Source organism: Chryseobacterium lathyri (genome assembly GCF_030812195.1).
Classification (GTDB): domain Bacteria; phylum Bacteroidota; class Bacteroidia; order Flavobacteriales; family Weeksellaceae; genus Chryseobacterium; species Chryseobacterium lathyri_A.
This window is the reverse complement of the sequence record NZ_JAUSSF010000001.1, coordinates 1,680,548-1,705,913: the sequence shown is the minus strand read 5'-3', so window position 1 is coordinate 1,705,913 and position 25,366 is coordinate 1,680,548. Positions and strand designations below refer to the sequence as shown.

General features: G+C 35.6%; 26 protein-coding genes and 1 tRNA gene. 12 read left to right on the top strand and 15 right to left on the bottom strand.

The genetic code is table 11. From position 1 onward, the window contains the following. Positions 1 to 8: 8 nt before the first annotated feature. Entirely contained in the window at positions 9 to 179 is a 171-nt protein-coding gene (locus J2T03_RS07620; protein ID WP_307210412.1) for an anti-sigma factor, read from the bottom strand. A 228-nt stretch (positions 180 to 407) separates the two neighbouring features. On the opposite strand from J2T03_RS07620, the gene J2T03_RS07615 reads away from it, so the two are divergent. Both J2T03_RS07615 and J2T03_RS07610 read left to right on the top strand, forming a co-directional pair. Beyond that, complete coding sequence (locus J2T03_RS07615) at positions 408 to 1,667, top strand: hypothetical protein (protein ID WP_307210411.1); 1,260 nt, start codon at positions 408 to 410, stop codon at positions 1,665 to 1,667. A 633-nt stretch (positions 1,668 to 2,300) separates the two neighbouring features. Further along, positions 2,301 to 3,368, top strand: coding sequence for a hypothetical protein (locus tag J2T03_RS07610; RefSeq protein ID WP_307210409.1), 1,068 nt, complete (start codon positions 2,301 to 2,303; stop codon positions 3,366 to 3,368). A gap of 98 nt (positions 3,369 to 3,466) precedes the next feature. Here J2T03_RS07610 and J2T03_RS07605 read toward each other — a convergent pair whose 3' ends face one another. Then, positions 3,467 to 3,781: a helix-turn-helix domain-containing protein gene (locus J2T03_RS07605; protein ID WP_306844419.1), complete on the bottom strand. Its 315-nt coding sequence runs from the start codon at positions 3,779 to 3,781 to the stop codon at positions 3,467 to 3,469. A 5-nt stretch (positions 3,782 to 3,786) separates the two neighbouring features. After that, positions 3,787 to 4,269: a transposase gene (locus tag J2T03_RS07600; RefSeq protein ID WP_307210407.1), complete on the bottom strand. Its 483-nt coding sequence runs from the start codon at positions 4,267 to 4,269 to the stop codon at positions 3,787 to 3,789. A 138-nt stretch (positions 4,270 to 4,407) separates the two neighbouring features. On the opposite strand from J2T03_RS07600, the gene J2T03_RS07595 reads away from it, so the two are divergent. The 7 genes from J2T03_RS07595 to J2T03_RS07565 all read left to right on the top strand — a co-directional run bounded on the left by J2T03_RS07595 (position 4,408) and on the right by J2T03_RS07565 (position 13,143). Further along, positions 4,408 to 7,422 (top strand): sensor histidine kinase, encoded by a 3,015-nt coding sequence (locus J2T03_RS07595; RefSeq protein WP_307210405.1) that lies wholly within the window; start codon positions 4,408 to 4,410, stop codon positions 7,420 to 7,422. After that, entirely contained in the window at positions 7,397 to 8,011 is a 615-nt protein-coding gene (locus tag J2T03_RS07590; protein ID WP_306844423.1) for a response regulator transcription factor, read from the top strand. Before J2T03_RS07595 ends, J2T03_RS07590 begins: the two co-directional genes overlap by 26 nt. A 391-nt stretch (positions 8,012 to 8,402) precedes the next feature. Next, a complete protein-coding gene (locus tag J2T03_RS07585) occupies positions 8,403 to 9,155 on the top strand; it encodes a hypothetical protein (RefSeq protein ID WP_307210403.1) in 753 nt (250 codons plus the stop codon). A gap of 18 nt (positions 9,156 to 9,173) precedes the next feature. Then, complete coding sequence (locus J2T03_RS07580) at positions 9,174 to 9,905, top strand: hypothetical protein (RefSeq protein WP_307210400.1); 732 nt, start codon at positions 9,174 to 9,176, stop codon at positions 9,903 to 9,905. Between the two features lie 16 nt (positions 9,906 to 9,921). Next, on the top strand, positions 9,922 to 10,647 hold the full coding sequence (locus J2T03_RS07575) for a hypothetical protein (RefSeq protein ID WP_307210398.1): 726 nt from the start codon (positions 9,922 to 9,924) through the stop codon (positions 10,645 to 10,647). A 395-nt stretch (positions 10,648 to 11,042) separates the two neighbouring features. Continuing rightward, positions 11,043 to 11,984, top strand: a complete 942-nt coding sequence (locus J2T03_RS07570; protein WP_307210395.1) for an alpha/beta fold hydrolase — start codon at positions 11,043 to 11,045, stop codon at positions 11,982 to 11,984. A gap of 229 nt (positions 11,985 to 12,213) precedes the next feature. Next, a complete protein-coding gene (locus J2T03_RS07565) occupies positions 12,214 to 13,143 on the top strand; it encodes a glutaminase (protein ID WP_307210394.1) in 930 nt (309 codons plus the stop codon). A gap of 49 nt (positions 13,144 to 13,192) precedes the next feature. On the opposite strand, the gene J2T03_RS07560 is transcribed toward J2T03_RS07565, so the two are convergent. From J2T03_RS07560 to J2T03_RS07545, 4 genes are all read right to left on the bottom strand, one after another. Then, positions 13,193 to 14,296, bottom strand: a complete 1,104-nt coding sequence (locus tag J2T03_RS07560; protein ID WP_307210391.1) for a serine hydrolase — start codon at positions 14,294 to 14,296, stop codon at positions 13,193 to 13,195. Further along, on the bottom strand, positions 14,236 to 14,628 hold the full coding sequence (locus tag J2T03_RS07555) for a serine hydrolase domain-containing protein (protein ID WP_307210388.1): 393 nt from the start codon (positions 14,626 to 14,628) through the stop codon (positions 14,236 to 14,238). Before J2T03_RS07555 ends, J2T03_RS07560 begins: the two co-directional genes overlap by 61 nt. Positions 14,629 to 14,944: 316 nt before the next feature. Then, positions 14,945 to 15,024, bottom strand: a tRNA-Leu gene (locus J2T03_RS07550). A gap of 68 nt (positions 15,025 to 15,092) precedes the next feature. Then, positions 15,093 to 15,860: an MBL fold metallo-hydrolase gene (locus J2T03_RS07545; protein ID WP_306844435.1), complete on the bottom strand. Its 768-nt coding sequence runs from the start codon at positions 15,858 to 15,860 to the stop codon at positions 15,093 to 15,095. Positions 15,861 to 15,914: 54 nt separating this feature from the next. Here J2T03_RS07545 and J2T03_RS07540 point away from each other — a divergent pair, with 54 nt between their 5' ends. After that, a complete protein-coding gene (locus tag J2T03_RS07540; protein WP_306844436.1) occupies positions 15,915 to 17,342 on the top strand; it encodes a TonB-dependent receptor in 1,428 nt (475 codons plus the stop codon). Between the two features lie 12 nt (positions 17,343 to 17,354). Further along, entirely contained in the window at positions 17,355 to 17,804 is a 450-nt protein-coding gene (locus tag J2T03_RS07535; RefSeq protein WP_306844437.1) for a GAF domain-containing protein, read from the top strand. 167 nt (positions 17,805 to 17,971) lie between these two features. Here the strand turns inward: J2T03_RS07535 and J2T03_RS07530 are convergent, their stop codons facing one another. The 6 genes from J2T03_RS07530 to J2T03_RS07505 all read right to left on the bottom strand — a co-directional run bounded on the left by J2T03_RS07530 (position 17,972) and on the right by J2T03_RS07505 (position 22,888). Beyond that, positions 17,972 to 18,709, bottom strand: a complete 738-nt coding sequence (locus tag J2T03_RS07530) for an ABC transporter substrate-binding protein (RefSeq protein ID WP_307210385.1) — start codon at positions 18,707 to 18,709, stop codon at positions 17,972 to 17,974. Between the two features lie 79 nt (positions 18,710 to 18,788). Beyond that, a complete protein-coding gene (locus tag J2T03_RS07525; protein WP_307210382.1) occupies positions 18,789 to 19,988 on the bottom strand; it encodes an acyltransferase family protein in 1,200 nt (399 codons plus the stop codon). Between the two features lie 193 nt (positions 19,989 to 20,181). Continuing rightward, entirely contained in the window at positions 20,182 to 21,504 is a 1,323-nt protein-coding gene (mgtE, locus tag J2T03_RS07520; RefSeq protein WP_307210379.1) for a magnesium transporter, read from the bottom strand. A 171-nt stretch (positions 21,505 to 21,675) separates the two neighbouring features. Further along, positions 21,676 to 21,840 carry a hypothetical protein gene (locus tag J2T03_RS07515; protein WP_306844441.1) on the bottom strand — a complete coding sequence of 55 codons (165 nt, stop codon included), beginning with the start codon at positions 21,838 to 21,840 and terminating at the stop codon, positions 21,676 to 21,678. Positions 21,841 to 21,869: 29 nt separating this feature from the next. Beyond that, positions 21,870 to 22,013 (bottom strand): bacteriocin-like protein, encoded by a 144-nt coding sequence (locus tag J2T03_RS07510; RefSeq protein WP_306844442.1) that lies wholly within the window; start codon positions 22,011 to 22,013, stop codon positions 21,870 to 21,872. A 323-nt stretch (positions 22,014 to 22,336) separates the two neighbouring features. Next, positions 22,337 to 22,888, bottom strand: coding sequence for a pyruvate decarboxylase (locus tag J2T03_RS07505; RefSeq protein WP_306844444.1), 552 nt, complete (start codon positions 22,886 to 22,888; stop codon positions 22,337 to 22,339). A 175-nt stretch (positions 22,889 to 23,063) separates the two neighbouring features. Between J2T03_RS07505 and rpsO the strand changes: the two genes are divergently transcribed. Beyond that, a complete protein-coding gene (gene rpsO, locus J2T03_RS07500) occupies positions 23,064 to 23,333 on the top strand; it encodes a 30S ribosomal protein S15 (protein WP_306844445.1) in 270 nt (89 codons plus the stop codon). A gap of 55 nt (positions 23,334 to 23,388) precedes the next feature. Here rpsO and J2T03_RS07495 read toward each other — a convergent pair whose 3' ends face one another. Further along, positions 23,389 to 23,748: a DUF4260 domain-containing protein gene (locus J2T03_RS07495; protein WP_306844447.1), complete on the bottom strand. Its 360-nt coding sequence runs from the start codon at positions 23,746 to 23,748 to the stop codon at positions 23,389 to 23,391. Positions 23,749 to 23,877: 129 nt separating this feature from the next. After that, positions 23,878 to 25,299 carry a sugar MFS transporter gene (locus J2T03_RS07490; protein ID WP_307210377.1) on the bottom strand — a complete coding sequence of 474 codons (1,422 nt, stop codon included), beginning with the start codon at positions 25,297 to 25,299 and terminating at the stop codon, positions 23,878 to 23,880. Between the last annotated feature and the right edge of the window lie 67 nt (positions 25,300 to 25,366).

Here is a 25,366-nt window from a genome sequence, read left to right as displayed (position 1 = left end):
TATAGGTCTTAGGTTTCGCTGCCATTCTGCTTTTCAAGGGTTATAGCGAAGGCCTGTGCTTTCGGGATATGGCAAGAGCTGTTTTTGCTGTTTTTTTCTTCAGTGTACACTCCGGCACTTACTGGTTTTCCGTCTGCAATTGCCCAAAGCTGATACTGCATTCCTTCCGGAGCTTTCACGTTGGGATAGACTTCTTTTGTTTTTTTGTCCCAAACTCAGGTTATTTAATCTTGATTTATAGGAAATATTACCCAAAAGTGTAATTGACTTATTTTGTTTTTATCACCAGTTTTACTCTGAAATTAATAAGTGATAAAACAGTGAACCGAGGCATTGAAGCCGGAATTCTACTGTACAAATTGGATTTGTAATATTTAATAATTACTGCTAATAAAAACAAAATTACCATGAAAACAACACCACATTTAAAAAATTTGAAGACTGTTGTAAGCTTTTTCCTGCTCGTTCTGTTTACCGGTCTCTATTCACAGCCTCCGGCTCCTGTTGGCCGTATCTATGACCAGGCACACCAGCAGAGCTTTGTTTTGTATAGTGACGGGATGATGGTACAGGACGGAAATCCTATGAATAGGGGAATAGCATATCGTGATCCGTCCGGAATGATGTACCTAAGGCTGCCGGCTGCCAATCCGTACCAAAAAGCTTTTTTTCTGGATTACAGCAGGAACTTGATTGAGATTGATTATATCCAGGGAGCTAGGATCATTGGTTATTCAGACATCCAGCCACCTCCTAATCCGATGGTTAAGTATGTTCCGCCGGTATACAATCCTAATGTTGGTATTCAGACAGCGAACGGTTTTCAGCCTTTACCGGATCAGATTATAGACATGAACAATCCCTATGGTAATCTGATGATCACAAACGAGCAGACCGCTAAAAGCTGTTACGATCGGTCACTTGGTTTTAATGGCGCATTGGATAAGCAAAAATTTGGCGACTGCATGATTGAAAATATGGCCGGAAAAAAAGAGAATGAAATTTATAACTGTGTTAAAAATGCTTCGACCCCGGAAGAACAGGCCTTATGTCTGGTCGGAACTATGGGAGGCACCAATGAAAGAAGAATATCTTCATCTCTGCTGAAATGTTATAAGCAGTATGGAAATGACTATAGTAAATATCCGTTATGTCTGGCAGGTGAATCTTCGGATCCTGAGCTTCAAAAGCTGCTTTCCTGCGTGCAGCAGCAGGGCAATTTTGGACAGGTAAACTTTATGAATACAGCAATATGCTATGGAGCAAGCAGACTTAATATGAATACGGAATCTCAGATCGTAGTGCAGTGTGCTGTAACTTCAGGCGGACAGCCTTATGTTTTTGCCGGCTGTGCCGGTGGGCAGCTGATGTCCCGAGAACTGGATAAATGCCTTACCAATGGAGTAGGCGGAGATTCAGGCTGTTTTGGTAAAAATAATGACATTATAAAAGGTTTAAATAAAATTGGTTCAGAGCTGCAAAACCAGTTTGGCCCTGGCAATGACATCGTGAAAACATGGAATAATACAATTCATGACATTCAGTATGGACCGGGTAAAAATCATGAAGCCGTAAAGGTCTTTACGAATGTTGGGAACGAGCTTGGAAAAGCAGGAAATAATATTGGGAAAGAAATAAAAAAAGTACTGCCGAAAATCAAATGGTAGTTTCCGGATGAATCTGTCTCTTTAATAGAAAAAGCCTTGATATCAATGGTTTCAGGGCTTTTGTTTTTAAATACAGATTACTCTAAAAGTATTTTATAAGGTTGAAGCTCTGTAGACAAGCTCTGCATCCGTCAAAATAGTTCTGCTTGGTATCGAACTGTCTTTAATTTTTTCCAGCATTAATCCGGCTGCAGCTTCGCCCATGTTGATAAGGCCTGGCAGTGCTACAGGAAAGGGATCAACTATAGATAGGTTTATTCTTTTTATCTGAACTAAGAAAGCACACCCAAATATGGATGGAGAGATTATAACAACGGATGTATAGAATTACTTCTACAACTGACAAGAATAAATTATACGCATTATATATCAGCTAGTTACGTAAATGAAATATCTTTGTCTTATAGTTTTATTTTTCGGTTCCCTACGATAATAGAATTTTCACATCGCTTCTGAAAGCACAAAATTTTGATTAGTTTCCTTGACTGTGGGCTCTTCTTCTCAATAGAAGAAGAGAACTAGTCACAGAGAAAGCAACCATTTGAAAGGTGATAAATCAAAAGAAGTTTTTTAATATTTAAGCGATTATGATGATTAAACACAGTAAAAAAAATAATAAAAAAAGCAAAGATTATGAAAAAAAATGTTTCGTCACTGATACTTATCCTATCAGGTTTCTTATCAGTTAGCAATGCTCAAGTTGGCATAAGTACATCAAACCCTCAGGGTACTTTTCACATTGATGGAGCTAAGGATAACCCGGCTACGGGAATTCCTTCCGTTATTCAGCAGGCTAATGACATGGTAGTAACCAACACCGGAGACTTAGGTGTAGGTATTACCGTTCCTACCACTAAGATGCATATAGTGAGCACTACGGCTAATTTAAACAGGTATACTTTAATTGATGCTCCGACTGGTGGTAATAACCTTACTATTATGGCATTAAGAAATACAGCTCCATTGGCCACCGGAAATTTTTCCCTTCTAGGTTTTACAAATAATGGTCCGACATCAGGAGGTGCAAATTGGGGAATTGGAAGTATACGTACAAGCACAGCTGAAGACTTTTATATGGGAAATTCTCTTGGTGGGGGATACTTGGAACGACTTCGGATTACTTCTTCAGGAGATGTGGGAATTGGCACCTCTTCACCAACAGAATTATTGGATGTAGCAGGTCATACAAGAATTAGAACAATGGATATTGCTGCGGGTACAAATGCTGTAACTCCTGTTTATACTGATTTTAATGGAGTATTGGTTAAAGCTTCCCCTTCAACAACTTTCGGAGCTATTCTCTCATCTCCTCTCAATAATCTTGCAAGCGGAGCTACTGCACAATTGATTACAGGTTTATCTGATGGCGGTTTTTATAAAGCTGTAGTCATAGTTGGGGATGGTTGTGGTAATGTAGCCATTGCAGAATATTACGTAATAAATAGCACTGCAAGCAGCCTATATTCGATCAACGGATTAGGAGGGAATCAAGGGAGTGGTAATACTGCAAAGTCGCCTATTTTTAATCAGATCAGCAGATACAGCATCTCAACTGCCTGGACAGATGTAGTTGGCTGTGCTGATGGTGGAAACCCGAGTGGTTTAAACTATACCCTAACAATGCCATCGGCAGGGACAATAAATATTACTAATAATGGAAATGTAACGAGAGGTTATAAGATAATTCTTACGAGATATTAAAATCTAAACATAATTATCCTCTAAATAGGTCTGCTAAATATGGCAGACTTATTTTTGATTCTTAATTGTTGACCATTAAGTATTGCATTTCGAACCGCTTAAAGCGTATATTTTTTTTTCCATTTAGCAACGGAATTTCTACTTAATTTAAAACGAATTGCGAGCTGAGTATTATTCAATTTATTAACGTGTTGATGGGTCAGCATATCGATGATAGCGTTTTTATCGTATGATTTATGTTGTTGATTAAATCTTGATATCTCTTTATCTGTAGTCGTGAAAATGATTTCATTAAGATTAATAATATCCAGAGTTGTAAGTTCTGCTTTAGCTAAAATAAATGAGCATTCTTTCCATTTTTTAGGATTTTTATAGCTAATAATATCTGTATATAGTTTTTTATAGTTGGGCATAAGGTTTATCTTTTATATTTTTTGATCCAGGTATAGAAGGTAGCTTTTGGGATATCATAATCATCCATTATCTCCTGTTTCGTTTTCTCTCCCTTTTCAGTCATTTCCAGTATGAAGTCAATTATTTCTTTTGTGTAAATGTTTTTTCTAAACTGAGGCATTGCCGTTTTTTTATTTTCTATTACTTTATTTAAAGATTTGGAAGGAGAATATAAAATTAAATGTTGGGAGTAAACCCTAAAGAAGTCATATTTTAAGAGCTTTGACCATCTCAGGAGAACTTCCGAATCTAAGGATTTGCTGAGATACATATTTTCTACCTCTTCTTGTGTACATTTCAGAAAATTGCATATCCGAGATATTTCTACGTTTGTTTCTTTTACTTTTTGTTGGACTAATATACCAATGTTAAGTTGCTTGAAGTTATTTGTTGTTGTCTCCATAAATTCTGGTAAATTAATTATTACTTTCATTGGTGAATTTGCCATGAACCAGTTAACAAAGATATTTTTTGTGAAGAACTTTCCTGAAAATTTATCTTGTGAATTTCTCTTATTGTATGTAGAACATATTCTACAAAATTGTACTATATAATACACTAATTTTGCAGAACTACTAATTGTACTATGAGAGTATCTATATTGATTATTTTATTGTTTTACTATCAGCAATTATATAGTCAGCATGTTTCTTCATGGTATAATACAGAAAATGGTCTTCCACAGAATAGTGTTAAAGCTATTGCCAAGGATAAATATGGTTTTATATGGCTTTCTACAGACAATGGAATAGTGGGATATGATGGCTCAGTATTTACAATATATAATAAATTAGAGGTTACCAACTTACATTTTGAAAATTTTTATGGAAATGTCTTGAATGATAGTATTATAATTTATAACAATAATGATGAGAATAAAATTCTTATAAGAAAAAGAAAAATTCAGTCTATTACAAAAAATACTTTCTCAAAAACATTTACTAAAGAGAAGTTTAATTTTTTAAAAAGAATATCAAAAAATTCTCCGGAAACAAAATACAGTTCCAATACTAAATATTATATAAAGACGATCTCTGGAAGATATAGTTTTTATAATAACAGAATTATATATACGGATGAAAAAAACGGGCAGACAAAAGTTCCAATCGCTGCTGTCGATTTATCTACTATGTTTCTTTATAAAGAAGCTCTTTTTCTAACCGATCCGAAAAACAGGAAAACTTATCGAATTTATAAAGGAAAACCAACGGTTCTTACGAAGGCTGCCCTCTTTAATGATCCTGAAACGAAAATATACTGGCAGCAGATTACCGGCCAGACTTTTATCATAAATAAGAATAACATCTATCTGCTTAATGGCTACAAAAATGATGATTTACAACTGAAATTTTTGATAACCTATAAGAATTTTGGAAACCAGTTTTTTAATTCCATATTATATGATAAGGATTTTAAAAGATTATATCTGGGAAGTGTAACCAAAGGTTTAAACATCGTTCAACTAACTCAGTTTTTCACAGCACAGAAAAAAATTCATTTTGTGGATGAAGTAAGCAGTTCTTCTTTACCATTTAATAAAAATACAATTATAGATCCCTATGGATATGAAGTTAATAAATATGGGCTTGTAAAGAATCATCACTTCGGTATTAATGACAAACATTTTATGTTTTATGATAATTCAGGCAATATTTTGTACAAAAATGATGATTCTGTCGTTAAAAGATATAAATCCTCTCAATATACTACCAGCCATACGATTCATTTTCCGGGTTTACACGGTTTTTTTAAAAGTGAAAACCAGTTTGCTGTTTCTACAACAGACCTTACCAATTCCTACTTACATTTGTTTGAAAACCAAGAGCTAAAGACTATAAATGCTACGTTTAAGTTTACTGGATTGGTGAATTCATTTCTACAATATAACAACGATGAATTATTAATTGGATGCAGTGATGGTTTGTATTTAGTAGGACTAAAAAAGAAAATTACTGCCCAAGTAGCTAAAGGGATAAATGTAAAAAATATTATCAAAACCTCAGACGGACAGATATGGATAACCACCAACAAAGATGGTTTCTTTTTGTTTCGAGATAAGAAACTTTTCAAAATGCCTTTAGACCAGAATTTATATTTAAATTCTGCACACTACATTCTGGGGGATTCACATGGATATTACTGGATATCTTCCAATAATGGGTTGTTCAGGGTTGCTAAAAAGCAGCTTTTAAAATATTCTGAAAACAATAAAACCCCTGTGTTTTATTATCGTTTTACAAAAAATGACGGCTTATTAACCGCTGAATTTAACGGAGGCTCTATGCCTGAGGCTTATTCCTTGAAAAATGGCGAATTTGTATTTCCGTCAATGGAAGGGTTTGTATTTTTCGATTCGGAAAATATCAAAGCGTATTATCCCGATAAGAAAAGAATATATGTTGAAAGAGTGAGAATTAATGATTCAGATATTACTTATTTTTCAAAGGATCTTATTTTGGAGAATAATTATAAGCATGCAGATATTTTTATTGATATTCCTTACTATTCAAATTCCTATAACTTAAGAGTCGAAGCAAAGATAGAAGGGCAGAATGTTGATTGGCATCAAATTGAAATTAAAAATGAAAGAAAATATACAATAAGCAATCTAAATCATGGAAATTATATTCTACAATTAAGAGTTCAGATCTCTCCGGATGGCAGTTATGAATACAGAACCGTAAAAATTAAAATCAAACCACTTTTTTACCAAACTACAGCTTTTAAATTAATAGTGACCATTTTACTATTATTCATATTTATAGCTATCATCTACACAAGAACTAAATTTTTACAGATAAGAAACAGGTTGTTGAAAAAAAGGGTTTCCAGTATTAAAATAGCACTTAAAGAAAGTGCACAACACCTTGAAGCCGTAAAGAATGATATGCAGAAAGAATCGGAATATCAAAAAAAGCTGATAGAAGCTATCAGCCATGATATTAGTACTCCTGTGAAGTTTATTGCTATGATGTCACAAAAATTAATTGATGTTCATGAAGTTGATCTTCAGAAAGAATATTTCGATAGCATTCATCAATCTTCAGAGGAGCTATATAACTTTACGATTCATCTTAAAGAATACAGTGACTTATTTGGAACTTACGATGTATACGAAAAAGATGAATATCCTATTAATGAGATATTGATTACCAAACAAAAATTATTTAACGAAATTAGTAAGTCACAGAATAGTAGAATTGAAATTATTGAAAAGAGCAGCATTTATTGTCAGTTTAACAAAAGTATTTTATCATGTATTGTCCATAATCTGGTTGATAATGCTGTGAAAAATACATCTGAGGGCATAATTAATATTATTGTTGAAGACAATCAAGAGAAAATCACTCTGAAAATAGCGGATACCGGCAAAGGGATGTCGCAGGAGCAGTTGACGTATTATAACGGATTGTACCAAATGTCAATGAATGATGATATTATAAAATTTAGAAATTACGGTCTTGGTCTGCATATGGTTATTTATCTTGTAAAAAAAATGTATGCAGATATATCATTTTATGAAAATTATCCTGGTGGAACTACTGTTGAAGTAAATATCTACAAAAACAAAATGAATGGAAAAACGAATTTTAATAGCTGATGACCACTCTGTAGTAAGGGCCGGAACAGCCTTAATTTTAAGGTCGGCATATCCGAAACTTACAATAGATTCAGCCGAAAACTATGGAAAGGTGAAAGAATTTCTCAAAACTAATCATTATGATCTTCTGGTTTTAGATATTGGTATGCCAGGAACAAAATATACGGAAATGATTTCTGAGCTAAAAAATATTCAGAACGATCTTAAGATTTTAATATTTTCTGCTTACGATCAAAACATTGCGATACAGTATATTCGCAAAGGAGCGGAAGGTTACCTAAATAAGTCGGGAACAGAAGATGAGATAAAAAATTCTATAAAAATTATTTTAGAAACCGGATATTTCTACCCGCCTGAGCTGATTCCTTTCATAATAAAGAATTTTGATGAGGGAAGTAATAGAAAAGAACTTTCCTCCCGCGAATATCAGGTATTTGAACTGCTAGCTAAGGGAAATGGAAATTTAGAAATTTCGAACCATTTAAGCCTGCGAATAAACACAATAAGCACTTTTAAAAAAAGAATTTTTCAAAAACTAAAAATCAATAATATTGCAGAGCTAATAGAATTATATAAAAATTTACATTAGATGTAGCCTATTTGTTATTTTCACAACAATTTAAAATCCTTATGATCTCCCAAAATAAAATCTATAATTTATATTATAGATTTTTGCTTTTCCAGCCTGCGCTCGGTGACGTAAAGTTCTGCCAGTTTGTAGATTTAGTTCTATAAATAAGCAGAACAAGCTGTATGTGTTATATTTCAGTACGCTGTATAAATCAGATACCTTTACGATATAAAAATTGTAATCTTTACAGCACAAAGCCCCTAAAAAAACAAATCTTTACAACTTTAAGATGGAGTACTTTCTACTGATGGAGAGGGAATTTACTATGATGTAAGAGCATATAATTAAGAAATAAATATTAGACACTAAAACGAAGTAATGATAAAAGTATTAACTAATCCCATGAACGATGAAAAAAATTAAGCACTATTGTTATGCCTTTGCTTTCATAACAGGAACTGCCGTACAGGGTCAGATAGGAGTTGGTACAGCTACTCCTGATCCGTCAGCCTTGCTGGATTTAAATGCTTCCAACAAAGGGTTGCTGTTGCCGAGGGTCACACTAACATCTACATCAGACATTACAACGGTTCCCAATCCTGCAAAAGGCCTGCTTGTGTATGCCACTCAAAATTTTGGAACAGGTATTACAGCGATACAGAAAGATACGCTGTATAAGTTTGACGGGACCCAATGGAAACCCCTTACAACACGAGAGAAATTTATCTCCAATGAGTTGCCTAAGATTGTTGCTGTAGGAAGAAAGACCTCAACAACAGATACCTGTAACGGGCTTACCGGTGGTTGGTTTGCTTTAAATTATAGAAGTAATCCGGCTTTACTAACTGCAACAGGGGCTTTTACCGCTCCTCAGGCCGGATATTATATGTTTTCTGTAAGAGCAGTGCAGCTTATGCCTGCGGCGGGGCAGGATTTTGAGATTGGTCCGTACATCAAAGCCCAAGACCTGGTTACTTTTGCTTTTAAATATAGGGGAGCAGGGCTTACCACTCAAAAAATTTCCGTACTGGGAACTGTGTATTTAACACAGGGACAATCCACCACAGGTTTTCAATGGTTTTTGGGGCAAAATACATGTGGGACAACTGGCCGAATTCAGGAACAGGAAGTGATCTGGGAATATCTGGGAAATCCTATATAAACTTAATTTGATAAAAAAATGATAAAAATATATTTTTCAGCACTATGTTTTTTCCTTTCTAGTGGGCGGCTAATAAGCCAGATTGGTATAGGAACTGCTACCCCTGCACAATCATCGATCCTAGAAATGACTTCTGTAAATAAAGGTTTTTTAATGACCAGAATACCTTTGACATCAAATACAGATATAACTACGGTTGCCAACCCATCCATAGGTATGTTGGTTTTGGCATCACAAAACGCAGGATCCGGTGAAAACGCAATATATGAAGGACGGATGTATAAATTCAATGGAGCCACGTGGGATGAAATGGTGGAAGAGGGAGAAATAGCTTCGGGAAGTTTATATCCTGAACTGGTAGCAGTAGGGAAGAAAACCGCTAATACGACTTGTACAAATGCCACTATGGGTAACTTTCAGTTAACAACTCTTACAAATATTAAGACGACGATCAAAGCCGACGGTTCGATAATGGCCCATAAAAAGGGGTATTACATCTGGAGTGTCAGTATAAAGCAATTTATGCTTAAGTCAGCTTACAGTCCATTTTTGCTTCCGGGAATGCTCAATTATGGATTCCGGGATGGCACAGCAACAGTAAGAGCCTGGCAGACTACGGTATTTACAGGATCTGTTTATCTGCAGCAGGGAGACCTCTCAGAACCTTTCCAATGGCATTTGGGAGGAACCTGCGTGGCACAAGACCTGATAGGAGCACAATTAGTTACCTGGCAATATATAGGAGAATAGATAATAATAGATTACAATGAAAAAACAGATATTTTGTTTACTAATAGGTTTTATTACCACAACAATTGATGGGCAAATGGGAATAGGAACTGCTACACCTGATCCGTCTTCAATATTGGAATTATCATCACCCGACAAAGCATTGTTGCTTCCTAGAATATCGCTTACCTCGACTGCGGATATTACTACAGTGGCAAATCCAGTGAAGGGGTTGTTGGTGTATAATCTTTCAGACTCTGGTACCGGGGCAGGCAGGGTATATAAGGATTTAATTTATTTATATGATGGGATCTTGTGGCAAGCATTGATGGATTATAAACTGGCTGCTAATACCATCAATCTACCTGTTCTATATTCAAGAGGGCGGAAAACGACGAGCACATCCTGTACGGGATTAGCAACAGATAATTTTAATCTTGATACGAGGGATCCCAATATGGGAGTATCTGGAATAATTACAGCGGATAAAGCTGGATATTATAAATTTACAGCACGTATTGTTCAGTATTTTCAATTGGAATTTGGACCTTTGTTAGCTACCCCTTCTAGTTTTTTTAGCTATGATTTTAGGGGAGCTACAGGATACCAGGATAGAATAACAACGACCTCTGGGGTTATATATTTACAAAAAGGACAATCTAGTTCTGCTTTTGGTTGGGGATTAGGGGGAAGTAATATATGCAACACTACCCACAGAATTAAAGAGCAGGAAGTTATCTGGACCTATCTGGGAGATTTATAAGGTAGATAATCAATGTCCGCCGTTCTGCAAAAAGATTTGGATCACAAGAGAATTACAAACTCCCAATTCATCTTACTGATGCCATGTTGCAGAGAATTATCAGTTAAAAACAGCAGGGGTCTGGGTTTCTGATTCTACCTCGTGCTGGAGTCATATGTAAGTGATTTGAAATTAATATATTTTAATCTACGAACAATTGATGTTTATAAAATTGGTTCAGGATCTTATTAAATCTCTTTTTTGCCTAAAAGGACTACTAAAGTAAATCGTACATTAAAGTATATCGTCACCTAGAAATTCACTAATATTGTTTAAAATATTCAGAATGCACATTGTATGTGTTTTTTGAGTTAATGGTAATTTTAAGACCTGACATTTATACCAAATCAAAAAAGATGAAATCCATAATAATATCTCTATTTATTAACTTTTTTTCAATAACATTAGTTTTCTCGCAGACTTCTGAAAGAAAATTTGTATCGATTAACGATAAGCAAATGGCATATAAAATTTTTGGACTTGATGAAAGAAAAGCTAATGAACCAATAGTAATCTTTGAAAGTGGTCTCGGTTCAGGAGGTGGAAGCTATGAAAGTTTGTTTCCTTTCATTCAGAAAAGTTTTGCAGGGATAGTTTATGACCGAAATGGAATTGGAGAGTCAGAAATTGATACTTCCATAAAAAAAGATGAAGATGTTATCAAAAGACTTCACGATATGTTAGTAGCTTTAAAAATAAATCCGCCTTATCTGTTAGTGGGACACTCTATAGGCGGACCTTTTATACGCTTGTACGCCTCAATGTATCCAAATGAAATTTGCGGTCTATTTTTCATAGATCCGACAGATTTTATGCTTACAGAAGACGAAGACAATAAAGTGAAAATTAATACATCAAGCTCTACAGGCTATAGGGAATTATTTGTAATAAACCTTAAAAATATTATAAATGATACCTCAACATCAGATGGTTTTCGAAATGAGGCAAAGAGAGAGCTGAACGAAAGTTCACCGGAATTCTTTAAAAATTACAAATCCTTATCACCTCTTAAGGACATTCCTGTAACCGTAATGATTTCATACAACAAGCATATTGAACATTATGAAACAGAAATGAACGGAAATCTGAAATTAGGGATCAATTTAATTCCGTGGTGGAAGGAGTTGGATGAATTAAGAATAAACCATTATGCAGAGATGATAAAAAATAATAGCAATAGCCGGCTTATCTTGTTACCGCGCTACAGCCATGGAATACACCAACAAGATCCCAAAAGTGTAGCAGAGGCTTTAATGTATACATACAAAAACTGTCTGACTTCCTTAAAGAGCAAGTAGAAGGAATTATCATCAACATACGTTTTGCAGCAGATGCACTGCTCTTTTTTATCGAATGCAGATTACTTCTTAAAAAATTACGCAAATATTCCTTATTTGAAAACGAAGATTGATTTCTTATGCTCTAAAATTTATTTAGGACAGTACGGCTACTATATTTGAAAAGTCTCTTAACTTTGTCGCCCACAGGTAAAATAAATTCAGTCCATAATAATATAGAGATAATGCTATGCTTTCCAGAGAAAAAGAATATTTTGAAATAATTAATCAGATTTACCAAAAAGTTATTCATGAAGAAAACGTAGGAGAAACAGCCAGCTATATTCCCGAATTATCAAAAATAGATGGTGAAAAGTTTGGAGTTTCAATATTGTTAACGGATCAGCTTCAGTTTGGATTTGGAGATTATCAAGAAAAATTCTCCATCCAAAGTATTTCAAAAGTTTTACTTTTAGCTTTGGTGTATGGGGAAATTGGAGAGAAAATTTGGGAAAGAGTAGATGTGGAACCATCAGGGACTCCTTTCAATTCGTTATTACAATTGGAATCTGACAAAGGAATTCCTAGAAATCCATTCATTAATTCCGGAGCATTAGTTGTTTGTGATATATTAATTGGTATTTGCGATAATCCCAAAGAATATTTTTTAAATTATATACGAAAAGTATCCGGAAATAATGTAATTCAATATTCAGATAAGATTGCAAAAAGTGAGTTTACAACCGCTTACAGAAATGCTGCGTTAACGAATTTTTTAAAATCTTTAGGAAATATACATCATTCCCCTGATGAAGTACTGGAATTATATGTTCATATTTGTTCAATAGAAATGACCTGCTTAGAATTGAGCAAGACTTTCTCTTTTTTAGCCAATAAAGGAAAAAACTTATTTGATGATCAGGAAATTTTGTCAAACAGTCAAACCAAGAGAATCAATGCTATTATGCAAACATGTGGGTTTTACGACGAGTCGGGAGAATTCGCCTTTCGTGTTGGTTTACCCGGAAAAAGTGGTGTAGGCGGAGGAATTGTTGCTATAATGCCCAAACATTACATTGTTTCTGTATGGAGTCCAAAATTAAATTCTAAAGGAAATTCTTACAGAGGAATGAAATTCTTGGAAGAATTTACAACAGCGACAGAAGATTCTATTTTCTAAATTTAATTATCTCCAGTATCTTGTATTTTAGGATCTGCTGTTCGGAATTTTACAAAGCTGATAACTTTTCTAAAACTTTTTTCCCATTTTCATTTTCCGGATTTAATTCAATGGATCTTCTGTACATCTCGATGCCTTTATCTTTATCTCCCATTTTCAAAAGAATTTCTCCATAGCTGTCATAGGCGTTCCAGCTTTTAGGAAACAAATAAACGTTGAGTTTGAAAATTTCCAAAGCCTCTTCTTTTTGATCGTTGGCCATCATTCGATATGCCCAATTGTTAATTTCATCTTCTTTTGGTTTGAATTCTGGATTTACGGTTTGCTCTTTTTTTACAAAATCGATTGCTTTGTCAAATCCTGTTTTCCTTAGGTTTTTCCTTAAATAGGTCAATGGGTCTGCCTTAACTATATCCGGATCATAGCATCCTGCAATTTCTTCAATAAAGTCTTCAGGAGCACTTCCTGCCAGGTTGGTCAATACAATGATTGCCAAATTATCATCAGGATAAACCATGATTACGGATCTGTTTCCGCCGGACATCCCAACTGCTTTATGTTTTTTTCTGAATTTAGTAATTCCCCAACCTCGTGCCCAGCTGGTAGGTGTTCCGTTATTGAATGTACTTGGAGTCCACATCATATTTAATGTCGAAGACTTTTGAAATAATCGACCACTTTGCAAAGCGATGAGCCAATTTGCTATGTCTTCAGCGGTGCTGTTAAGACCTGCCCCTGTTCTGGTGAAATCCGGAAATTCTGTATAAGTGTTGGTAAGTTTCATTACCCCTTTTTTGCCGTCAAAAAAACGATTATACCTATACGAAGGGGCATAGTTTGGTATAACATCTCTGGAATCTCCAAATATGGTGTTCTTCAGATTAGCGATCGTAAACTGATTATCATTAAAATCAGCTGTGAAAGGTTTTTCTGTAAGTTTTTCAATGATTTTGCCCAGCAGATAATAGTTTGTCTGGTTGTAACTGAACTGTTCTCCTGCTTTAAATTCCAAAGGAAGTGTTTTGAGCTTTTCCCAAATAGCTGCCTCAGTTTTTAAGGGACCGATATTTCCTGTCATTGGATCGAAAAGTTTCAGGATTTCAGGTAATCCGAAATATGGGTCAACAATTGGTCGACGGTTATTTTTTGCCATTCAGCAGGCAGATCATCCAAGTACTTACCGATAGAATCATCAAGCCTAATCTTATTCTGCTCTACAAGCTGCATCACGGCAACCCCTGTGAAAACCTTTGTATTGGAATTTATTGGAAAAATGCTACTATTACTTACAGGAATATTATAGTGCAGATTGGCAATACCATAAGATTGGCTCAGAATGATCTTCCCATTTTGTACAACTGCAAGTTGTAACCCGGGAATTTTTCTTTCTTTCATTTCCCTGTGAATAATCTCATCAACATTTTTTTTAGAGTGCTGAGCGGAAAGCTGTAAGGCAATTAATAATAATAAAAAATAGATCCTCATACTATTAAGACAACTCTCTGTGATATTTGTTACATCGGAGAAAAAATAAATTTTGGGTTTTGGTACTTTATATATGATCTTGATCATTTCCGAAAGCCAAAACTGAATTGAATTTTATATCTTAAAAATTCATAGTCAATATTGTCAAAGGCTACTGAGAACTTAATTACAATATCTTACCCAAATTTTTATATTCCTGAAATGCTAATGATAGGAAGTGATTTGAAACTAATTTTAGTATTTCTTCTGTTGACTAGCGAGTTTGGATCAGAAAAAAACCGGAGAAAAAGTGAATTGTCACCTTTCTCCGGTCTTGTACCCAGGACCGGGATCGAACCGGTACTCCTAAGAACTGGTGTTTGAGACCAGCGCGTCTACCAATTCCGCCACCTGGGCATGTGTTAAATTGGTGTGCAAATATATAAACTTTTTTTAATGTTCAAAAGCTTTTTGAGAGAAAAATTTTAAAATTCTATCTCTAAACCATCGTAGGCCAGATGCATTCCTTCCGGAAGATCCTTATCTTCAATATCATGCAATCCGAGATGATGGCTGATGTGTGTTAAGAATAATTTTTTAGGCTTAAGTTCTTTAAACAAGGCAATCACATCAGGAAGAACAAAATGGGCAGGATGCGGATCGAATTTTCTGATACAGTTTAAAACCAGTACATCCAGGTTCTGCAGCTTCTCTTTTTCTATATCCGAAATAAAATTGGCATCTGTGATGTATGCAAGGTTTTTAAATTTATATCCAAAGACCGTAATTTCATAATGTATCACTTCAATGGGTGTGATTTCGGTATCTAAAACATGGAAAGGTTTATTTTCAATTTCATGAAGATCAAAAGCTGGAGCTCCCGGATATCGTATATCGGAGAAAGCGTAAGGAAAGCGGTTTTTAATCTCATGTCCAACCCTTTGGTAGCAATAGATTGGCATATTTTTCCCACTTTTAAAGATTAACGGACGCATATCGTCGAGTCCAATTACATGATCATTATGTTCATGAGTGAGAAGAGTAATATCTACTGTGTTTTCGTGGTTGAGAAGCATCTGCTCCCTGAAATCCGGACCACAGTCGATGAGTATTTTTTTACTTTCCTCAGTAGTAATCATTACTGAGGATCGGAAACGCCTGTCTTTGGGATTTTCGGAAGTACATACTTCGCATGTACAGCCTATAACGGGCACACCCTGGGAAGTACCGGTTCCTAAAAATTTCAACTTCATTTTCTTTTGAGGTTGGTTTAATTTTGGTAAATTTACGAAAAATTTCACGTCCTAATGTATCAGAAACTAACTCCTAAACAAAAAGCATTAACAATTAATCTAGATCCTACTATTTATGGTACTTTCGCAGAAATTGGAGCAGGGCAGGAGACTGTTCGTCACTTTTTTAGAGCAGGAGGGGCTTCTGGTACAATTGCTAAGGCGATGTCCGCTTATGACAAAGATTTTAGTGATGCCATTTACGGAAAAGAAGCAAAAAACAGGTATGTTACTCAGAACAGACTTCGCAAAATGCTCCGTTATGAAGTTGCTTTAATTGAAGAAAGGATTTCAAGAGAAAATAATCCTAACAGAAAATTTTTCTCTTATGCGAATACGGTAACTACCATTAATTTCGACAAAACGCTTAAGGGTCACGGATGGGTAGGAATCCGTTTTCAGACAAAGGAAAACGAAGATTATAATGAGATCGTGATTCACGTAAAATTTAAGGAAAATGATGCTACCTTACAGCAGGAAACTTTAGGGAATCTTGGAGTAAACCTTATCTTCGGAGCTTTCCACTACTACGACAATCCACGAAATTTAATCGAATCTTTATACGATGATATTGCGAAAGACGGCCTTGAAATTGATATGATTGATTTCAGCGGTCCTGCTTTTGGCTATGTTGATAACCGATTAATGTCGCTGCAGCTTGTGAAGCATGGAATGACAGACGCGGTGATCTTCAATTCCCAGGGAAGCAATATGCTGCCTGCCGATGTTTTATACAAGAAAAATATATTCGCGGTAAGAGGAAGTTTCAGGCCGGTAACAAAAGTGAATATCGATATGCTTAAAAACGGGCTTGAGATGTTCCAGAAAGATGCAACCTGTACCCATGAAGAAACAGAAGTGCTTATTGAGATCACTATTTCAAACCTTAGGGCGGATGGAGATATTGATGAGAGAGATTTCATGGACAGGGTGGATATTCTCGGTAAATTGGGGTATACCGTTATTATTTCCAACTTCTCGGAATACTACAGGCTGATCGATTATTTTGCTTCCTATACGAGTGGGGATATCGGTGTTGCAATGGGTGTGAATAATCTTCTGATGGTATTTGATGAAAAATATTACAAAGACCTTTCGGGTGGAATTCTTGAAGCATTCGGAAAGTTCTTCAGAAACGGAATGAGGGTGTATCTTTATCCTTATAAAGATCCTGAGACCCATGAATTGCTGGATTCTTCAAACCTTAAAGTAGAAGAAAACCTAAAAGAACTCTACAAATATTTCAAGCACAATAACCGTATTGTAGATATCACCAATCATAATCCGGAGTTCCTGGAAATTTATTCCAGGGAAATCTTAAGAAAAATTGCATGCTGTATTAAAGGCTGGGAAAACCAGGTCCCTGAAGGTGTGGCAGAAATGATAAAAGAACGTGGAATGTTCGGATATAAAGAAGAACTTTCCTTCAAACAATTTTCCTAAACATAAAATAAAATGTCAGAAATAAAAAAAAGACTTTCTTCCATTCTTGAAAGCCCGAAGCATAATACAGAAGAAAAACTTCAGAAGGTATGTCACCTGCTGGATCAGGAGATTTCTTACTTTAACTGGACCGGATTCTACTTTAAGAACGGAGATAAGAATGAGCTGAAATTGGGCCCTTATGTGGGGGCACCTACTGATCATACCATTATTCCTTACGGGAAGGGGATTTGCGGACAGGTTGCTGTTTCCAATGAAACATTTGTAGTTCCGGATGTTCACCAGGAAAGTAATTATCTAAGCTGCTCTATTGATACAAAAGCTGAGATCGTAGTCCCGATTTTCAAAGACGGTCAGAATGTTGGTCAGATTGATATTGATTCCCATACTGTAAATCCGTTTACAGCTGAGGACCGGGAACTTTTGGAATGGCTTTGTAATGAAGTGTCCAAGATTTTGTAATTGAAATTTTATTTCGAAATATAAATATCAGCTCCGGGGTAAATCGGAGCTTTTTGTTTACATTTAAATTCAATTAGTAGCTGAGGCGCTCGAAGTCACCAGTTGGTTGGTTCAAGAAATTGCTGAGAAATATGAAACATTTTTTTTTGAAAAAATGGACCTAAGCATCAACGCTGTATGGCGTGAATTTCAGCCAGTAATCCTGTGAAATAATCTCCACACTTTGCAATGTGCGTTCCGTACCATGAAAATGCCTCTCCATCTACGATCATGATCTTTTTATCAGGGTAAAAAGCTTTCATCTCCTCAATATGTTTTTCTTTGAATGGGAAAGGTTCCGAAGAAAGCATAATGACTTCCGCTTCAACAAGGTCTTCCATTTGAATCTCAGGGTAACGGGTTCTGTTCTTAAAAATATTTTCAAAACCAATCTCTGACAGGACTCTGTGAATAAAAGTGTCTGAACCAATCGTCATATAAGGGCTTTTCCAGATGAGGTAAGCTACTTTTACTGTTGAATCAAGCTTTGCCTGCTCTAAAACCTCATAGATCTTGAGATTGAACTGTTGTGCCCTTTCTTCTTTATTAAAGAGATTTCCGAGTGTTTTAAGAAGGTAATAATTGTCTTCAATGGTCTCGATATTGGTTACGATGACTTTGAAATCGTTCATCAGTGCTTCTACCTGCTCTTTGATATTTTCCTCTTTATTGGCGAGAATAAGATCTGGCCTCAAAGCTCTGATCTTGTCAATATTAATATTTTTTGTCCCGCCGATAACAGGAATGGTTTTTACTTTACTTTCAGGATGGATGCAGAATTTAGTTCTCCCGACGACTTCGTTTTCGCTAAGCCCCAAATCAAATAAAGCTTCTGTAACGGATGGTACCAATGAAATAACTCTCATATTAAATTTAGAAATGATTTGCTGTTTATTCCAAATTTAAAAATAAAAAGATAAAACTCCCCATTTATCAGCTAAATCTTCAGAGGTTATTTAATTTTATAGCAGCTGTTTTACTCTTTCTGCTGAAAACAAATCTTTCCCTGAGGTTGGTTGTTGGTACTTCAAAGAACTTATAAAGCATGATTGAAAATACAATCGTAAGTGCCCAATACAGAAAATAGAAGACAGGTAATATAATGTGATAATTGGTTGTAAAATCTGTCCATGGAATACTCTTTAAAATAATTCCTTTGATAAGGGTCATATGTGTTAAATACATCGAGTAGGAAATCAGGCTGATGATGGTGATAAGGTTTCCTATTTTATATTTCGATTTCTTCAAATTGGAAAGAAAGGGAAGTAATATTAAGGTTGCTATTGAGGTCAGGCTGTATTCAAAAACAATGTTATAAAGATGTAACGGGTCAGGACATATGCCTGACACAAAGATGAATTTTTGAATTAGAAATATGGATATACCGACGATCAGTAAAATAAGTGGAATAGATTTCCATAGTTTGGAGTAATAATAGCTGAGATAGGCACCGATAACACCATACATAATGCTGTCAAGCCTGTAAAGTACCTGGTGATTAAAAGACAATGCTCTTTGAAGATCTTTTTCAGCATAAATATTATATCTTAAAAAGCTTATAAAAAACAGAACGGCAAGGGCTGTAATCAGTACCGAAGTCTTAGGTTTGAATTTAAATACGGCAGCCAGAATAAAAATCAAAAGCGGAACTGTGAGATAAAACCATTCCTCTACACTTAGGCTCCATGATTCTTCAAAATAACCAGGAGTTGGATAATAAAGATTCTGGCAGAAAAAATAGTATTTCTTTATAATCCCCAAAGAGAATGCAGGGTCTGCAAAACTGTAGTAAATAGTGAGAATTGTTAAAATTAAAAAATAAACAGGTAAGGTACGGAACCATCTTTTTACCCAGAAATCCAGCAGTAATGAAAATCTGAGGGTATTGTTTTCTAACTGCTTAATCAAAATACCTCCGATCAGAAATCCACTTAATACAAAAAAAATAGTAACGCCGTCAAATATTATATATTTAAAATAATCATCTATTTTTTCAGGAAATATAAATCGTCCGTGTGCAATAATTACTGTAGTAATCGCAAAAAATCTTAGTATGTCTAGCCCGAAAATTCTGTTGTGGCTTAATTCTTTCGAGAATAACCGATACAGATTATCCAGTTTAATTGTGTCAAAAAACTTTTTCATTCATTTGTGTTTGCAGATTATTGGGAAATAATTTGCAAATAAACCAAATTTCTGATAAATGTTTATTTGATTGCGTTAGGTATTAATTGATTATAAATGTTTATTTTCTTTGTTATATTCGTAATTATTGATTATGGTTGTTGAATTGTGTATTATATAGATAATTGTATGATGATTTAACAATTATTTAAGTCTATAAAAGTTTTCCGGTTAAGAAAAGCCCGGCAACTGAAAAATAAATAATAAGTCCGGTAACGTCTACCAGCGTGGCTACAAATGGAGCAGAAGAAGTAGCAGGGTCAAGATTCAGTTTTTTGAGAATGAAAGGGACCATAGAGCCTGAGAGGGTCCCCCAGAGAACGATCATAACAAGAGAAACTCCCACACTTAGACCTACGTAAGGCCAGTACATTCCATAATTGAAGAATCCTGCTTCATGCCACACCATAATCCTTAAAAAGCCGATGACACCAAGAATGCTACCCAGAGCGAGCCCGGTAAAGATTTCTTTTTTCATTACATACCACCAGTCTTTCAGACCAATTTCCTGAAGTGCCATAGCCCGGATAATAAGGGTTGCTGCCTGGGAACCGGAATTTCCTCCACTGGAAATAATTAGAGGTACAAATAAGGCAAGCACTACAGCTTTCTGAATTTCATCCTCAAAATAGCCCATCGCAGAGGCAGTCAGCATTTCCGAAAAGAAAAGAATGATCAGCCATGTACCCCTCTTTTTGATCATTTCCATCAGTGAAGTCTGTGTATAAGGATCATCTAACGCTTCAAGACCTCCGAATTTCTGAATATCTTCCGTATTCTGCTGTTCGATTTGGTCAAGGATATCATCAATAGTTACAATACCTACAAGAACACCGGCTTCTGTAATGATGGGAAGGGCAGTCCGGTCATATTTTTCAAAATAAGTTACCGCATCCTCCTTTGAGGTGGTTGTCATTATTGCGACGAAATGATTGTCGGTCATATCCGAAATTAAGGTATCTTCTTCTGCCAACAGAAGGCTTCCTAAAGCAATATCATCGATCAGGCGGTTCCTTTCATCCACTACATAAAGATGGTTCATGGTTTCCACTCTTTTTCCTACCTTTTTGATTTGCTGAAGACATCTTTTTACTGTCCATTCCTTACGGATCTGGATGTAGTAAGGGGTCATCAGACGGGCAATAGAATCTGAGTTATAACCAAGAAGCTTAAGAGCGATCCTTCTTTCCTGAGGATTAAGATGATTGATGGAATACTTGATCAGCTCATCCGGAAAGTCCTCAAAAAGAGAAGTTCTGTCATCCGGAGTCATTCCGTTCAGGATCTCGGAAACTTCCTCGCTTCCGATACTTCTGATTGTTTCTTCCTGGAAATCAGGATCAAGATGGGAAAAAACCTCCGCTTTATATTCTTTCGGAACTTTTAAAAATGCCAAAAGCCTCTCATCAGCAGGAAGATTGCTAAGAGTCTCGGCGATATCGGCAGGATTAAAGATAAGTTCGTCTCTGGAATTCAAAACGTGAATTTTTTGGATATGCAAAAATAATCCAAAAAATTAAGACTATGAAGGAAAGACGCAAAATTAAGATTAATAAAACATTAAAATGAAGCAGAACATCTTTTGGAAACAAAAAACACCCGCCGGAGCGGATGTTCAATAATTAAATTTAATTCATAAATACCTATATTATTCAAGAATAGGTCCGCATAAAGGATATGGAGAAGGCATACACATGCCTCCGTCACAGCATTCCCCAAATCCACACTGGGCGTGGTCCTGGCATTTTTTGCCCAGTCCACTACCATTGATCGTCAGCTGTTCTTTTCTGGTGAGTTTTTTTATATTTTTCATGGATATTTTGTATTAAGTAAAAAACTGATTTATTCTTCAATACAGTCATATTCCATACACACTCCCCGGCAGCAGAAACCAATAAAACATGGTCTGGTTGCGCTGCATCTTTCAATAGCTCCACCATTGATCTGTCTCTGTTGCTCTCTGTTGAGTTTCTTTAATTTTTTCATATTATATAAGTTTTAATTTGTAAAACTAAAATAATAAAAAATATTTAATTATTCATCATCTGGTGAAAATATTTATCTAGTAATCAGTTTGTTCTGGATGTTTTTCAATTTCATGAAAGAAATTATAGATAGAAGATGATTTGTGGGAAGTGAATTATGGATAGGCAATTGTCAATTTACCAACAGTGATAAATTAACTAATGGCAATTAAATGGTGTTGAATAGTGAATAGTGAGTAGTGAATAGTGAATGGTGAGTAGTGAGTTTACTACTTAGCTCACCAATTGACCATTGATTTGCGCAACAGGGTTACTATTCAGCCTTTATAACTCCGCTCCGGTTGAAGACTTCAGCTTTCTAAGTTTTTTCAGAATGCCTTTTATTGCACCGTCAGTTCCTATTTTAATAGAATTTGCAGTGGAACCTAAAAGACGCATATTTTTCCGGTAAGTATCATAGTCGGTTTCCGTAACCAGATTTCCTCCTGCATCAAAAAGCTTCATGCTTACTACAACCTGGTTAGAAAATATATATTTGCCGATTCCTACTTTAAAATATCTCACTTTGGGAACAACAGCGAAATCAGCATCGTTATTGATGCAGTAATCAGTGATGGTCTGTTTTTCAACACTGTCGAAAGGAATTTGTACCTCTGCTCTGAGTATTTTATTCTTCCTTCCGCTGAAATTATCGGAAACAGCACTGAAGAAGGCCAGGTTCGTGGGCTCTTTGATTTCCTCAATATCAGGTTCTACCTCGGGATTGAAGTATAGAATTTTTTTTGTCTTGTTGTCGGTATTTTTCTGTGCTTTTACCGAAATAACACCGATCAGTAAAAAAGTTCCAATAGCTGTAAAGAATATAATTTTTCTCATTGTGTAATTCGTATGCAAAATTACTGCCTTTTCACCGGATGACATACAATTTATTAAGAAATTTTTAACATTTTTTTCTATCAATTTTGATATATGAAATCAATAATGTTTTGCTGAATAAAAAAATAGTTGTAATTTTGCAGCCGTTACATAATAATCATTAAACAATATTGGAATGTACTTAACAACAGAAAAAAAGCAGGAAATTTTCGCAAAACATGGAAAATCTGCAACAGACACAGGAAGTGCTGAAGGACAAGTAGCTCTTTTCACTTTCAGAATCAATCACTTATCTCAGCATTTAAAGGCTAACCGTCACGATTTCAATACAGAGAGATCTCTAGTGAAATTGGTAGGTAAGAGAAAAAGTTTATTAGATTACCTTAAAAAGAAAGATATCGCAAGATACAGAGCAATTATTGCTGAACTAGGTTTAAGAAAATAATCTATAAAGATTTCAAAATAAAAGCAACTTCGAAAGAAGTTGCTTTTTTTATATCCTATTTTTTGCCTTTCCCAATCTTTCCCAAATGCGTATTCTGAAAACTGTCTGGATATTTCAATCCGTAGCCCAGTATTCTGTCGAATGCTGAGTGTGCAAACAGTATGGCTCCCGCCATCTGGAGATAGGGAAGAGAAAGGGCTGTTCCAGCAAGGTAGATGATGACGGCCACTGCAAAATGATGGAATAGATTATAGAAAAATGCTCCTGTTTTATTATTGAAAACATACCCTAGCATGGAAATGTCTGGAGCTAGGAATAGTCCGGCAAACCACCACCAGGAAAGCTCTGTCTGGTTAAAAGCAAACATTCCCAGTAATAAAAAGGCAAAATATTCCAGCTGTAATTGAATTTTCATAAGAATAAAGGTGTTGATTATCTGATAAGTGTGCTATTCAGTATAAAAGTTACTCCTTATTGGCTTTAAAAACAAAAGTGAGACGTTTAAATATCCCACTTTAATTAAATTTCGTATAAAAATAATTTTCTAGTGTCCCGATTTTGCTTCAGCACTTTCCACATGCCCTAAATATTTGCTGCAATATGCTCCAAAGATAAGAATCACAAGATAACAGAATACAGGAATAATGAAAGAATGCTGTACTCCCACCTGATCGGCAAGATATCCCTGGAAAATAGGAACAATAGCACCTCCCAATATAGCCATTACCACTAAAGAAGATCCCTGGCTGGTATATTTACCCAAACCTGAAATGGCCAGAGTATAAATATTGGAAAACATAATTGAGTTAAAGATCCCGATTCCTAAAATGCTGTACATCGCCAGTTCACCGTGATTAACCATTGCAGAAATAAGAAGGACAACATTCACTGCTGCAAAAATAGATAATGTTCTTGCCGGAGCTGCTTTGCCGATAAAGAAAGCAATAAAATTAAGGACAATAAATGCAAGGAAAAAGCTGGTCTGGGCAAAGCTCAGGTCTACGATACTGAAAATAACCAGAAAGACAGCGGCTGCTGCCCCCAGCATATAAACTGCTTTTTTTCCCTGGCTTAATGACTGGTTTAAAGAAATAGCTCCAAGAAAACGTCCGATCATCGCACCACCCCAATAAAGTGAAAGATAATTTTTGCTGATAATTTCATTAAAACCCATGATTTGAGGCTGCTCCAGAAAGCTGATGATAAAGCTTCCTACCGCTACTTCTCCACCTACATAGCAGAACATGGCAAAAACTCCAAATTTCAGGTGGCTGAACTGAAGGGCTCCCCAACCTTTTACGATCTCTTCTTCCTGGGTTTGGAAAGAAGGCAATTTCACCCTGGAAATCAGTAATGCAACCAATAAAAGAATGCCTGCAAAGATCAGATAAGGAATTCTGGTTGCCACAGCACTGAATGAACCATCAGGAGCTGAGAAAAATTCAAAAATCAGATGTCCTCCAAGAACCGGTGCAATCGTTGTTCCGAAGGCATTGAAGGCCTGAGTCATATTCAGACGGCTGGAAGCAGATTCTTCGCTGCCGAGTAATGAAACGTATGCATTAGCTGTGATCTGAAGCACAGTAAAGCCCAGTCCCAGAATAAATAAAGCCCCCAGAAATAAAGGATAATAAGAAAAAGTTGCTGCAGGATAAAATAAGACACACCCAAAGGCAGCCAGAAAAATACCGAACATAATTCCTTTCTTATAACCTGCTTTGTTAATAGGATCTCCTTTTGAGATAGAGATCAGGAAATAGATCAGTGAACCGATAAAATACGCTCCGAAAAAACAGAACTGTACCAGCATTGATTCGAAAAAAGTGAGTTTGAAAAGCTGCTTCAGATAAGGGATCAGGATATCATTCATACAGGTAATGAATCCCCACATAAAAAAGAGCAGGGTGATCGTAATTAAAGGAATGGTGTAGTTCCTGCTCTGTGTTTTTACTTCTTTATTGGTCATAAACATTTATTTATTTGAAAAAGAACGATTAAGTTCTTTTCAGTTATTTCGTCTGCTGCATATATAT